Annotated in this window: 11 protein-coding genes; 9 read left to right on the plus strand and 2 right to left on the minus strand. The window is 33.3% G+C overall.

The genetic code is table 11. The features are described 5' to 3' along the window. The first annotated feature begins 18 nt into the window (after positions 1-18). From RM697_RS05205 to RM697_RS05230, 6 genes are all read left to right on the plus strand, one after another. Entirely contained in the window at positions 19-3,465 is a 3,447-nt protein-coding gene (locus RM697_RS05205; protein ID WP_311426802.1) for a DUF4175 family protein, read from the plus strand. Continuing rightward, complete coding sequence (gene ybeY, locus RM697_RS05210) at positions 3,458-3,868, plus strand: rRNA maturation RNase YbeY (RefSeq protein ID WP_311426803.1); 411 nt, start codon at positions 3,458-3,460, stop codon at positions 3,866-3,868. The genes RM697_RS05205 and ybeY overlap by 8 nt, the downstream gene beginning before the upstream one ends. Before the next feature lie 121 nt (positions 3,869-3,989). After that, complete coding sequence (gene mnmG, locus RM697_RS05215) at positions 3,990-5,861, plus strand: tRNA uridine-5-carboxymethylaminomethyl(34) synthesis enzyme MnmG (RefSeq protein ID WP_311427030.1); 1,872 nt, start codon at positions 3,990-3,992, stop codon at positions 5,859-5,861. After that, complete coding sequence (locus RM697_RS05220) at positions 5,861-6,331, plus strand: hypothetical protein (protein ID WP_311426804.1); 471 nt, start codon at positions 5,861-5,863, stop codon at positions 6,329-6,331. Before mnmG ends, RM697_RS05220 begins: the two co-directional genes overlap by 1 nt. Before the next feature lie 70 nt (positions 6,332-6,401). After that, entirely contained in the window at positions 6,402-7,253 is an 852-nt protein-coding gene (locus tag RM697_RS05225) for a class I SAM-dependent methyltransferase (protein ID WP_311426805.1), read from the plus strand. 209 nt (positions 7,254-7,462) lie between these two features. Then, positions 7,463-7,984 carry an OmpH/Skp family outer membrane protein gene (locus RM697_RS05230; protein WP_311426806.1) on the plus strand — a complete coding sequence of 174 codons (522 nt, stop codon included), beginning with the start codon at positions 7,463-7,465 and terminating at the stop codon, positions 7,982-7,984. 26 nt (positions 7,985-8,010) lie between these two features. Here RM697_RS05230 and RM697_RS05235 read toward each other — a convergent pair whose 3' ends face one another. Then, positions 8,011-9,174 carry a DNA polymerase III subunit gene (locus tag RM697_RS05235; protein ID WP_311426807.1) on the minus strand — a complete coding sequence of 388 codons (1,164 nt, stop codon included), beginning with the start codon at positions 9,172-9,174 and terminating at the stop codon, positions 8,011-8,013. Positions 9,175-9,247: 73 nt separating this feature from the next. Here RM697_RS05235 and RM697_RS05240 point away from each other — a divergent pair, with 73 nt between their 5' ends. The 3 genes from RM697_RS05240 to RM697_RS05250 all read left to right on the plus strand — a co-directional run bounded on the left by RM697_RS05240 (position 9,248) and on the right by RM697_RS05250 (position 13,065). Then, positions 9,248-10,435, plus strand: a complete 1,188-nt coding sequence (locus tag RM697_RS05240) for a phosphoglycerate kinase (protein WP_311426808.1) — start codon at positions 9,248-9,250, stop codon at positions 10,433-10,435. 75 nt (positions 10,436-10,510) lie between these two features. Then, complete coding sequence (locus RM697_RS05245) at positions 10,511-12,064, plus strand: lytic transglycosylase domain-containing protein (RefSeq protein WP_311426809.1); 1,554 nt, start codon at positions 10,511-10,513, stop codon at positions 12,062-12,064. A gap of 23 nt (positions 12,065-12,087) precedes the next feature. After that, positions 12,088-13,065 carry a DUF4837 family protein gene (locus RM697_RS05250; protein ID WP_311426810.1) on the plus strand — a complete coding sequence of 326 codons (978 nt, stop codon included), beginning with the start codon at positions 12,088-12,090 and terminating at the stop codon, positions 13,063-13,065. Positions 13,066-13,113: 48 nt separating this feature from the next. Here the strand turns inward: RM697_RS05250 and tatA are convergent, their stop codons facing one another. Further along, entirely contained in the window at positions 13,114-13,293 is a 180-nt protein-coding gene (gene tatA / locus RM697_RS05255) for a twin-arginine translocase TatA/TatE family subunit (RefSeq protein ID WP_311426811.1), read from the minus strand. Between the last annotated feature and the right edge of the window lie 105 nt (positions 13,294-13,398).

Raw genomic sequence — 13,398 nt, forward strand, 5'->3', positions numbered from 1 at the left:
ATGTAATGAACAAAAACCGTGAGTAATTTCGAAACCATACAAGATAAGTTAACGCAATTTATAAAGCGATTTTACACCAATGAGCTTTTAAAAGGCGTAATTCTGTTCTTTGCTATTGGTTTATTATACTTTTTAATTACATTATTTATTGAGTATGTACTTTGGTTAAATACAACAGCAAGAACAATTTTGTTTTGGGCTTTTATCGCAGTAGAGCTAGCATTGTTTATTAAGTTTATTGTTATTCCGCTGAGTAAATTATTTAATTTACAAAAAGGAATTTCTCACAAAGACGCCTCAAAAATTATTGGAAACCATTTCCCAGAGGTTAATGATAAGCTTTTAAATGTTCTTCAGTTGAAAGATAATGCTGTACAGTCAGAGTTATTATTAGCAAGTATTGATCAAAAATCATCAGAATTACAGCCAATTCCTTTTAAGCTTGCAATAAATTTTAAAGAAAATGTCAAATACCTAAAGTACGCAGCAATTCCGATATTAATCATAGCACTCTCTTACCTTTCGGGTAAAATAGACTGGTTTAACGAAAGTTATGAGCGCGTTGTTAATTATAAAACGGCATACGAGCCACCAGCACCTTTTCAGTTTTTTGTACTCAACGAAAACTTAAAAGCTATTGAAGACAAGGATTATACGCTAAACATATCTACCGTTGGGAATGTTATTCCAGAGAACGCACAAATTCATTTTAACGAGCAATCTTATTTCTTACAACAATTAGAACCAGGACAGTTTCAGTTTACGATTCCACAACCCAAAAACAACCTAACATTTAGTCTTTCGGCAAATGATGTTAACTCAAAACCTTATGAAATAGAAGTTATTAAAACACCTTCACTATTAAGTTTTGATATGGTTTTAGATTATCCTGCTTACACCAAAAAGAAGGATGAGTTGCTAAAAAATCTAGGTAGTGCCACTATACCAGAAGGCACAAACGTTACTTGGAAGGCCAAGACACGATCTACGAGTAAGGTTAGTATATATGCAAAAGATTCGTTAGCGTTTAAAACAGATAATAATGAAGATTTTGAAGCTACCAAACATGTGTTTTCTAATTTTAGTTATAGTATCTCTACAAGCAACGATAACCTTAAAGATTATGAAAACTTATCGTTTTCGCTCAATGTGGTAAAGGATGCTTACCCTGAACTTAATCTGAAAATGGAAAAAGACTCTATAGATGGCAGAAGTCTATATTTTTATGGTCAAATAAGTGATGATTATGGCTTAAGCAAACTACAAATGGTGTATTATCCTGAAGGTTTAGAGGCACAAAAGCAACAACAATCTATAACCATAAACAAATCTAATTTTGATGAATTTGTCAGCGCATTTCCAAATCAGCTATACCTAGAAGATGGCGTTAATTATGAAATCTATTTCCAGGTATTTGATAACGATGTAATTCATAATTTTAAAAGTGTAAAGAGTAGTGTGTTTTCTTATAGGAAACTCACTAAAGATGAAGAAGAGCAACGTAAACTTGAGGAGCAAAATGAAACCATAGAAGATATTAATCAAACTTTTGATAAACTACAAGATCAAGACAAAAAGCTCGAAGAATTTTCAAAAACCCAAAAAGAAAAAGAAGAGCTCAATTTTAATGACAAGAAAAAATTTGAAGACTTTTTAAAACGTCAAAAAGAGCAGGAGCAACTCATGCAAAACTTCAATAAGAGGCTGCAAGATAATCTAGAGGAGTTTCAAAAAGAAGAAAAAGAAGAAGATCAGTTTAAGGAAGATTTACAAGAGCGCTTAAAAGAAAACGAAGAACAGCTTAAGAAAGACGAAAAACTTCTTGAAGAACTAGAGAAATTAAAAGACAAAATAAGCAAAGAAGAGTTTACAGAAAAACTTGAACAATTAGCTAAGCAAAACAAAAACAAAAAGCGCAGCATGGAACAGCTGCTTGAGTTAACCAAGCGCTATTATGTGAGTAAAAAAGCAGAAAAACTTATGAATGAGTTGGATAAGCTAGCTGACAAGCAAGAAGAACTATCCAAGAAAGAAGGTGAAGAAAACACCAAAAAAGATCAAGAAGAGATAAATAAGGAGTTTGAGAAGTTTCAAAAGGATATGGAAGAACTCCAGAAAGATAATGAAGAGCTTAAAAAACCTCTAGAATTGCCACAAGACATACCTACAGAAGAGAGTATAAAAGAAGACCAGAAGAAAGCTACTGAAGATTTAGAGAAGAAAGATAAGTTAGAAGAAAAGCCAGAGGAGGAGATGACACCTCAAGAGCAACAAGAGATACAACAACAAGAGCAGAACGCTCAGAAAAAACAGAAAAGTGCTGCTAAAAAAATGAAGCAGATGGCTCAGAAAATGGGACAGATGATGCAAGCAGGAGGCGGAGAGCAAATGTCTGAGGATATTGAAATGTTAAGACAGATCTTGGATAATCTTATTCTATTTTCTTTTGATCAAGAAAACCTAATGAACCAGTTTAGGAATATTGATATTACCAATAATCAGTATGGTAAAAAAATCATTAAGCAAAGTGATTTGCGAGAGCATTTTGAGCACATAGATGATAGTTTATTTGCGTTGTCATTACGCCAACCAATGCTATCAGAAGCTGTAAACAAACAAATTACTGATGTGTATTTTAACATTGACAAAACGCTTAATGAGCTGTCTGAAAACAGATTATACCAAGGCATTTCTTCACAACAATATACAATTACAGCAACAAACACTCTGGCAAGCTATCTAAGTGATATGTTAGACAATATGGAGTCTCAAATGAATCCAGGAATGGGTCAAGGCGGACAACAAGACATGCAATTACCTGATATAATTATGAGCCAAGAACAGCTTAACAAACAGATGCAAGAAGGGATGAAGAAAAAAGAAGGCGAAAAGAAGGGTAAAGAAGGTGAAGGTCAGGAAGGAGAGCAACCCAAAGAAGGAGAAGGTGAACAACAGCAAGAAGGTAAAGGACAAGGCCAAGAAGGAGAAGATGGTCAGCAAAAAAACGGAAAAGAAGGTAAACAACAAGGAGAAGGTGAAGGTTCAAATGAAGAACTTAATGGTGAGTTATATAAAATTTACCAGCAACAACAACAATTAAGACAAGCCTTACAAGACAGAATTGCTAAGGATGGAGAAAAAAGTGGCGCAGGAGAACTTATTAAAAAGATGGAAGAAATTGAGCTGGACCTAATCAATAAAGGTTTTACAAATCAAACATTACAAAAAATGATGGACCTAGAGCATCAATTATTGAAATTAGAAAATGCTACATTTAAGCAAGGGCAGGATAATAAGCGCAAATCTGAAACTAACTTTAAAAATTACGAAAACACAACACCAAACGCTATTCCAACAGCAAAACAATACTTCAATACAACAGAGATTTTAAATCGTCAAGCATTACCTTTGCAACAACGCTACAAGAAAAAAGTGCAAGATTATTTTAAGATCAACAATGATTAATTTTTACTCAGAATTAGAATTTACCCTTAAAAACGAGACTGATATTTCTGACTGGTTAAGCCATGTTATTCAAAGCGAAGACTGTAAGGAAGGCGAAATTAATTATATCTTTTGTGACGATACCTATTTACATAAAGTGAATCTTAAATACTTGGATCACGACACCTTAACAGATATTATTAGTTTTGATTATTCAGTAGGAAAAGAACTACACGGAGACATCTTCATTTCAATAGATCGTGTTAAGGATAACGCTTTAGATTTCGCTGTTGATTTTAATGAAGAGCTGAGACGTGTTATGGTTCATGGCATACTTCACTATTGTGGTTATAAAGATAAAACCAAAGATGAGAAAAACGTAATGCGAGGAAAGGAGGAGTATTACCTTAACAATGCTGTTTAATATTTAAGATTAGCTTGTATCTTTGCAAACGCTTTTAGTAGATGTTCCACGTGGAACTCTAGTGTTTTGTCATTCTGAATTTGTTTCAGAAAAGCAATATGAATGGTTTAAGTTATTAGTTATGTTTAACGAAATATATGATGTTATTGTAGTTGGTGGAGGTCACGCAGGAAGTGAGGCTGCTGCTGCTGCAGCAAATATGGGAAGTAAGACCTTGCTGGTAACAATGAATCTTCAAAACATTGCTCAGATGTCTTGCAATCCTGCAATGGGAGGAATTGCTAAAGGTCAAATTATTAGAGAAATTGATGCTTTAGGTGGTTACAGTGGTATAGTAAGCGATACATCTGCTATCCAATTTAAGATGCTTAATAAGTCTAAAGGACCAGCCATGTGGAGTCCTCGAGTACAAAGCGACAGAATGCGTTTCGCTGAGGATTGGAGACTTCTACTAGAGCAAACACCTAACCTCGACTTTTATCAAGAAATGGTTAGTGGTTTATTATTAGAAGGTGATAAATTAGTTGGTGTAAAAACATCACTTGGCATTGAGATAAAAGCAAAAACCGTTGTGCTTACAAACGGTACGTTTCTTAATGGATTAATTCATATTGGAGAAAAGAACTTTGGAGGAGGTAGAGCAGGAGAACGAGCAGCTACAGGAATCACAGAGCAACTTTTAGATATTGGTTTCGATTCTGGAAGAATGAAAACAGGAACACCTCCTCGTGTAGATGGAAGATCATTAGACTATAGTAAAATGATTGAACAGCCAGGAGATATTAACCCTGAAAAATTCTCCTATTTAAATACTACTAAACCACTAACGGAACAGCGATCTTGTCATATGACATACACAAGTCAAGAAGTACATGATTTACTCCGTGAAGGGTTTGAACGCTCACCTATGTTTAATGGCAGAATCAAAAGTATTGGGCCGCGTTATTGTCCATCGATTGAGGATAAAATCAATCGGTTTGCAGATAAAGATAGGCACCAAATATTTGTTGAGCCAGAAGGATGGAATACTGTTGAGGTTTATGTTAATGGTTTTTCAACTTCCTTACCAGAAGATGTTCAGTTTAAAGCTTTGCGTTCTGTGAAAGGTTTTGAAAAAGTTAAATTCTTTAGACCAGGTTATGCCATAGAGTATGATTATTTTCCACCAACACAACTTAAGCACACTTTAGAAACAAAGCTTTTAGAGAGTTTGTATTTTGCTGGTCAGATTAATGGCACTACAGGTTATGAAGAGGCAGCTTCGCAAGGTTTAATGGCTGGAATAAATGCGAGTTTAAAAGTTCAAGAAAAAGAGTCATTTACCTTAAAACGAGACGAGGCTTATATTGGTGTTTTAATAGATGATTTAATTACAAAAGGTACCGAAGAACCTTATAGAATGTTTACCTCTAGAGCGGAATATAGAACCTTATTGCGACAGGATAACGCAGATTTTAGGCTAACACCAAAAGGATATGAACTTGGTTTAGCTTCAGAGAAACGTTTAAAACGCATGGAAAAGAAGCAAAACGCCTCGAGCGCTTTTGTGCAATTTTTTAAAGACACAAGCGTGAAACCAGAAGAAGCCAATCCTGTATTAGAAGCTAAAGGCTCCTCACCGATGCGTCAATCTGATAAAATGTTTAAACTTTATGCAAGACCAAATATAGACAGTTCTGATGTGCGACAGTTTAAAGCTGTGGAGGATTACATTCAAAAGCATAATTTAGATAGAGAGGTTATTGAACAAACAGAAATACAGGTCAAATACTCTGGATATATTGTAAAGGAAAAAAATAATGCAGATAAACTTCATAGATTAGAAAACATTAAAATACCGTCTAATTTTGATTATTCTGTTCTCAAGTCTATGAGTCTAGAGGCTAGAGAAAAGCTTAATACTATTCAACCCGTTACGATTTCTCAAGCCTCTAGAGTTTCTGGAGTTTCACCTAGTGATATTTCGGTTCTGTTAGTTTATTTAGGTCGTTAATGGATAAAGTTATATTAAAACAAGTTGTTTCAATAAGACCAAAAATTGCTTTTGGATTACCTGTTGTTTTACTAGCTGTTCTTATTTCAAGAGAAGATATACTAGTAAGTATTCTTCTTTTTCTTTTAGCGGCAGTAATTTTTACAATATCTCAAAACCTTATAATTACTAAAAAGTTTAATAATTATTACAGGTATTATACTTTAGGCTTACCTGTTTTTAAAATTAAAAAATCCCTATTGTTTCCAGAGTATATATCTTTATTTAACCAAGGTTTTATTCAAACAAATCACGAAGGTTTCTCACCAAACAATCTTGTTGACACTAAATATAAAATGTATACCATTAAGTTTTTTAAGGATAATAGAAACGACATGGTATTTCAATCAAGAAAAAAGGATTTGGTTGTTGGCTTAGGGAAGGATCTTTGTGGTATGTTAAATGTAGAATTATATAATACTCTAGAGTAGTTCCACGTGGAACAGTTACATAAAAAATGCTATAATTTGTCGTTCTGAACTTGATTCAGAATCTATTTCAATGAACAACGAACCAACATATTTAATAGTAAAAGATCACTCTGTTTCAGGTGAAGAGTTTCGGTTATGTTACAATAAAGCAATGGATATGTTGGTAACTTATCCACAACCAACTCTAGAGAAACTCCCTAATTATTATCAGAGCGAGGATTACATTTCGCACACAGATAGCAAGCGTAATGTATTTGAAAAGTTGTATCATGTTGTAAGATCTATTGCATTAAAACGAAAGTTAAAACTCATTAATTCATTTAGCCTTCAGGGTAAAAACTTACTAGATATAGGTTGTGGCACAGGAGATTTTTTAGAAGTTGCTGAACGACATAATTGGAACATTACTGGGATAGAACCAGATGATAAGGCAAGACATATTGCCAATTCAAAAACGAATAATGCTGTTTTTAATATTGAGCATTTAGAAGAATTAGGTGAAAACAGTTTTGATGCTATAACCCTTTGGCATGTTTTAGAACACTTACCAAACTTAGAAGAACACATCAAAAAAATTGAGCACTTATTAAAAGATAACGGAAGAATTGTAATTGCTGTTCCAAACTACAAAAGTTATGATGCGACATATTACAAAGAATTTTGGGCAGCGTATGATACACCTCGACACCTTTGGCACTTTTCAAAAAACGCAATAAGTAGATTATTTTCTGAAGTAAATATGATAACTGAGAAAATTCTTCCTATGAAATTTGATGCGCTTTATGTGAGCTTACTTTCAGAGAAATACAAATCAGGTAAAATGAATTACATTAAAGCCTTTTGGATAGGATTACGATCTAATCGTAAAGCAAAATCATCAAAAGAGTATTCGTCATTAATTTACGTACTAAAAAAGCAGTAATTCTTATTTTAAAACTATCTAAGCGTGTTTATAGTATAAAAACAATATAATACATTAATCAGGTTTTTAATCCCTTTACATCTTTCTATTGTAAAGCATATTTAATAGTTAAAATAAATAGTTTTTTAAAAAAGTATAAATTATTACTATTAATTAAGAAATAGCAAAAGGATTATTACATTTGCCAAAAATTCAGAATATCAAACACAATGAAAAATTTAATTATAATAGTTGCCTTAGCATTCAGTTTTTTTTCATGTCAGCAGCAAGCCAAAATTGGTTTTGTAGATAATGGAAAAGTTATTAATGCCTATCAAGAAAAGAAAGATGTAGAGGGAAAATATAAACAGAAGGACGAAACTTTTCAAAAACGAAGAGATAGCATGATTAGTGCGTACAGATTAGAATATCAAGAAGCACAACTCAAAGCAAGTAAATTAAGAAACCAGGCTCAGCTCCAAGAACTATCTAGCGAAATTCAACAAAAAGAAAATCTTTTAACTCAAAAAATTCAGTTTGAGCAACAACAAATGCAACAAGCCTTTAATGCCGAGATAGATTCTGTATTATCTAAAGTAAGAACGTTTGTTGACGACTATGGAAAAAGAAATGGATACACTTATATTTTAGGAAAAAATGAAGCAGGAAGCGTTATGTATGGCAAAGAAGAACAAGATATTTCTCAAGCTATTATAGACGAATTAAACGCTAATTATAAAAAGAAAGAATAGAAATTTATAATATTACGCCATTAAAGTCAAGCATTTGCTTGGCTTTTTTTATGCAATAACTTGGTAAGCTTTATACTTAAATCGGTTAATATAATTTTAGAATTACCATTACGTTCAATGTGGTAAATTGCATCTTGTAACTCATTAGAAATGTCTAAAATATTAGAATCATGGACAAAAGGAGCAAATTTTTTAAGTTCAAAATTTTTAGATTTAGTTTCAAGATAAACCAATGAATCAGCCTTATAATTAAGTAACATTGCTTGTCTAAAAAAGTCCAGGCAAAAATTTAAAAATTGCTTTTGGGTTTCTCTGCCAGTCTTAGCAATAGTCTCACTCCAAGAAATTAAATCGTGGATAGCGCTTTTGTTGCCTTTAGCTTTAAACGCAGAACGAATCCAGAAAACAAACCACTCCTCAAACTGTATATCTTCAGAATCCTGATACACTAAATCACAGGCTTTATTATAGTTTCCGTTGGCTTGATGCGCAATTTTGGTAGCGATAGTCTCATTAAGATCGTATTGCTTCATTAAGGATGCTTTAATCGCATCTTCAGATAAAGGAGGAAAATGTAAAATCTGACACCTAGATTTTATAGTACTAATAATCTGTTCTTCATCTTCAGCGATAAGTATAAAAATAGTCTTATTTGGTGGCTCTTCAATAAGTTTAAGGAGTTTGTTAGCACAAGCTATATTCATTTTTTCTGCCATCCAGATGAGCATTACTTTAAAACCGCCTTCATAAGATTTAAGCGCTAAAGACTTTACTATATCTTGCGCTTCATCAACACCTATTTGACCCTGTTTGTTATCCACACCAAGCATCTTATACCAATCAAATAAATTTCCATAAGGTTGCTGATTAAGAAGCTCTCGCCATTCTTCTAAAAAGTGACTAGACACAGGGTGCCGTTTTACTTTATCATTAGTAGTTACAGGAAAAGCAAAGTGAAGGTCAGGATGAGATAAATTTTTAAACTTTAAGTTGCAAGCCTCTGAACCTGAGTTATTTTCACCATTAATATTATTGCATAGTAGATATTGTGCATAAGCAATAGCCATTGGTAAGGTACCAGAACCTTCAGGGCCAACAAAGAGCTGTGCATGCGGAATTCTACCAGAATCTGCACTCTGTGTAAGATGATTTTTTATATGATCTTGACCTAAAATTTCAGAGAAAAGCATGATACAAAGATAAAATAAAAGACAAGTGATTTTAGCCTTAATAATTTATATTTGTGTTCCAAAATTTGAATCCATGAAAACTATAAACGACTTCAACTTTAATAACAAAAAAGCCTTAATACGTGTAGATTTTAATGTGCCTTTAGATACTGATTTTAAAGTTACAGATAGCACAAGGATTTCTGCCGCTAGGCCAACAATCATTAAAGTTTTAGAAGATGGAGGAAGCTGTATTCTAATGTCACACTTAGGAAGACCGAAAGGCGTACAGAATGAGTTTTCATTACAACACATTGTTAAGAGTGTTGAGGAAATTATAGGTGTAGAGGTTTTGTTTGCTGGTAATTGTATTGGTAATGAGGCTCAAGAAAAAGCAGAGGCTTTGCAACCTGGACAAGTCTTATTGCTTGAAAATCTAAGATTCCATGACGAAGAAAAACAAGGCGATGAAAATTTTGCTAGAGAGCTTTCTAAATTAGGAGATATTTATGTTAATGATGCTTTCGGTACAGCTCATAGAGCACATGCCTCAACAACAGTAGTAGCACAGTTTTTCACTAACAATAAGTTTTTTGGCGAGTTATTAGCTAAAGAAATTGAAAGTATAGACAAGGTCTTGAATAATAGTGAAAAACCTGTATTAGCTGTCCTTGGAGGTGCTAAAGTTTCGTCTAAAATTACGGTTATTGAAAATATATTAGACAAAGTAGATCATCTTATTATTGGAGGCGGAATGACCTTTACTTTTGTAAAGGCGCAAGGTGGTTCTGTAGGAGATTCTATTTGTGAAGATGATAAAATGGAATTAGCTCTAAATATTCTAAAAAAAGCAGAGGCCAAAGGTGTAAATATTCATTTACCAGTAGATGTTATTGCCGCAAACGCTTTTAGTAATGATGCCGACACACAAGTATTAGATGTTACTGAAATACCAGAGGGTTGGCAAGGTTTAGATGCTGGACCTAAAACATTAGAGATTTTTCATAATGTTGTACAAGAGAGTAAAACGATTCTTTGGAACGGTCCATTAGGTGTTTTTGAGATGAAAAATTTTTCTAATGGTACAATATCTTTAGGAAATTCAATCGCAGAAGCAACTAAAAATGGAACTTTTTCTCTTGTTGGTGGTGGAGACTCTGTGGCAGCAGTAAAGCAATTTGGATTTGAAAACAAAGTAAGCTACGTAAGTACAGGAGGAGGCGCAATGTTAGAAAGCCTTGAAGGTAAAACACTACCAGGAATAGCAGCAATCTTAGCTTAAGCCATATCCAGACTTTTATTTATCATAATAAAACACGATTTTAGCATTCCTTACGTTTACAGAGAAACAGGTATTATGGCTCAAAAATTTCAGATTGTATTGTTTTGCTTCTTGTGTTGTGTCATAACCTTAAAGGCACAAGAGACAACTGAAACGAATTCTGAGGTTAAAACAGATTCAGTTATTGATGGTAAAAGCACTGTAAAAACGAGTATTGCTCCAGTTAAGGACAGCTTAACATCCAAAGCATTAAAAGACAACCCAATGGCTGCTGAGCTTGATAAAAAATGGCTAGAGGAGTTGTATAGTACTTCACTTTACGACAGCATTTATAACACCGTTATTGATTTAAAATACGAGGATGTCTATTATCCCGAACTACCAACAGATACACTCAAAGCAAGATTAGCAGAACTTAATGCTAGGACTCCGTTTAATGTGGAGTACAATAAATCTCTAGAAAGTGTTATCAAGAATTTCTTAAAAAATAGAAGACGTTATTTCGAAAAAATGATGGGATTGAGTCATTACTACTTTCCTATGTTTGAAAGAGAGCTAGACAATTATAATATTCCGTTAGAAATTAAATACTTATCCATTGTAGAGTCTGCTTTAAAACCCAGAGCGAGATCTAGAGTTGGCGCCACAGGACTTTGGCAGTTTATGTTTGCCACAGGGAAGCAGTATGGTTTAGATGTAAGTAGCTATGTTGATGAACGTAGGGATCCTATAAAATCAACAGAATCTGCTGCGAAGTATTTAGCAAAGCTGTATCAGATTTTTGGAGATTGGGATTTAGCTCTGGCAGCCTATAATTCTGGACCCGGAAATGTAAGCAAAGCTATAAGGCGTTCTGGAGGCTATAGGAATTATTGGAACATTAGAGGAAATCTACCTCGAGAAACAGCTGGATATGTACCTGCTTTTTTAGCAACCATGTATATTTTTGAATTTGCAGATGATCATGGTTTTAAACCAGAACGACCACAATTTGATTACATTGAAACAGATACTATTTTTGTAAAAGAAATGATTAGCTTAGATCAGGTTTCAGAAGCAACAGGTGTTAATATCGAAGAACTTCAGTTTTTAAACCCTTCTTATAAATTAGATATTATTCCTAAAATAAAAGGAAAGCAGTATACATTAAGATTGCCACGAGAAGCAATAGGCGTTTTTGTATCAAACGAAGATTCAATATATGCCTTTGCTAAGGCGGAATTTAATAAGAGAGAAAAACCATTACCTAAGTTTTTTAATAGTGATTCTAAAATTAGATATCGTGTAAGAAATGGTGATTATTTAGGGAAAATTGCCAGGAAATTTGGCGTTAGAGTAAGTCAGATAAAACAATGGAATGGTTTACGGAGTAATAAGTTAAGTATAGGACAACGACTTACAATTTACCCAAGAATTCCAAGCTCAAAAAAATCTACTTCTAGCACTAATCCTAAGCCCAAAAAGGTTATTAATTCTGAAGGTAAACAAACTTATAAAGTTGAAAAAGGAGATTCGTTATGGAGTATTGCGCAAAAATTTCCTGGAGTTTCTGTTCAAAATATTAGAGATTGGAACGATATTAGCAGTAATAAACTTAAAATAGGAATGACCTTGGTTGTTTCTAATTAAGTTAAACCAACAACATAAGACACATGAGAATTTTAATAGCATTATGCCTTACGGCAGTTTTAGTATTAAGTTGCGGAAATGAAAAAGGACAACGAATTTTACCAGAATCCTCAGGTAAACTTAACCAACTTTCTGTAGTTATAGACAATAATCTATGGGAAGGTACAGTAGGTGAAACCGTTAGAGAAATATTTGGAGCACCAGTAGAGGGCTTACCACAGGAGGAACCTTTATTTTCTATGAATCAGATGCCATCAGAAGTTTTTAATGGATTTGCAGCAACTAATAGAATAGTTTTAAAAATTAGTGTAGCTGATAGTAGTTCTATGTCTATTTTAACAGATACTTATGCAAAGCCTCAAACCGTTGTTTCGGTAGTAGGAGAATCTGGTAATGAGATAATTAAAACACTAAAGTCTAATGCTAATAAGTTTGTAGATACCTTTAAAAAAGCAGAACTCTCTGAACAACAAAAAAGAATTGCGATTTCCTTAGGTAAAACAGATGTAATAAAAAAAGAATTAGGCGTAACGTTAAAATACCAAACAGCTTATAGAATAGCAAAACAAGACGATAAGTTCTTTTGGTTAAGAAAAACGTTAAGCGAGGGCAAAGGATCATTAGATATGATGATTTATGAAGTCCCAATTGATGCTATTAGAAAAGGCGATAGTGCAGTTACAGATATTGTAAAGATTAGAGATGAATATGGAAAAAAATACATTACAGGTGAAGATGATAATGCTTATATGGGAACAGAAGATGCCTACGCACCATATATTTTTGATGCGATTATAGATAATAAGCCAGCATATGAAACTAAAGGAATTTGGGACATGAAAAATGACTGGATGTCTGGACCGTTTATTAATTATGCAGTTGAAGACAAAATAAACAAACGTTATGTAATCATTGAAGGCTACGCGTATGCTCCTTCCGCACGTAAACGAGAATACATGCTAGAAATTGAAGCGATATTGAAAACGCTAAGAATACAATAAAAAAAAGCCAACTGTTAAGTTGGCTTTTTTTTATTGAGATGATTTTTATTATTCTTTCTCTTGAGGCTTGTTGTCTTCTTTACTAGCATCTTTAAACTCCTTAATTCCGCTTCCTAATCCACGCATTAATTCAGGAATTTTCTTTCCTCCAAATAATAGTAATACTACTACTACAATTAAAACAATTTGCCATGGTCCTGGTGCTAAAAAAATACTTGTAGTTATCATAATTTTAAAATTGAAACACAAAGGTAATAATTAAACGGTAATACCAACGTTTTTAAGCTAAACTTTAAGAACTCTTAAATAGTCATAAAACTAATTTTAGTTACA

The sequence above is a fragment of the Microcosmobacter mediterraneus genome (assembly GCF_031846265.1).
GTDB lineage: Bacteria > Bacteroidota > Bacteroidia > Flavobacteriales > Flavobacteriaceae > Microcosmobacter > Microcosmobacter mediterraneus.

What these genes read in the sequence shown, in the direction of transcription:
- ybeY (WP_311426803.1), top strand. Translation starts at nt 3,458, where the DNA reads ATGATTAATTTTTACTCAGAATTAGAATTTACCCTTAAAAACGAGACT.
- mnmG (WP_311427030.1), top strand. Translation starts at nt 3,990, where the DNA reads ATGTTTAACGAAATATATGATGTTATTGTAGTTGGTGGAGGTCACGCA.
- RM697_RS05220 (WP_311426804.1), top strand. Translation starts at nt 5,861, where the DNA reads ATGGATAAAGTTATATTAAAACAAGTTGTTTCAATAAGACCAAAAATT.
- RM697_RS05225 (WP_311426805.1), top strand. Translation starts at nt 6,402, where the DNA reads ATGAACAACGAACCAACATATTTAATAGTAAAAGATCACTCTGTTTCA.
- RM697_RS05230 (WP_311426806.1), top strand. Translation starts at nt 7,463, where the DNA reads ATGAAAAATTTAATTATAATAGTTGCCTTAGCATTCAGTTTTTTTTCA.
- RM697_RS05235 (WP_311426807.1), bottom strand. Translation starts at nt 9,174, where the DNA reads ATGCTTTTCTCTGAAATTTTAGGTCAAGATCATATAAAAAATCATCTT.
- RM697_RS05240 (WP_311426808.1), top strand. Translation starts at nt 9,248, where the DNA reads ATGAAAACTATAAACGACTTCAACTTTAATAACAAAAAAGCCTTAATA.
- RM697_RS05245 (WP_311426809.1), top strand. Translation starts at nt 10,511, where the DNA reads ATGGCTCAAAAATTTCAGATTGTATTGTTTTGCTTCTTGTGTTGTGTC.
- RM697_RS05250 (WP_311426810.1), top strand. Translation starts at nt 12,088, where the DNA reads ATGAGAATTTTAATAGCATTATGCCTTACGGCAGTTTTAGTATTAAGT.
- tatA (WP_311426811.1), bottom strand. Translation starts at nt 13,293, where the DNA reads ATGATAACTACAAGTATTTTTTTAGCACCAGGACCATGGCAAATTGTT.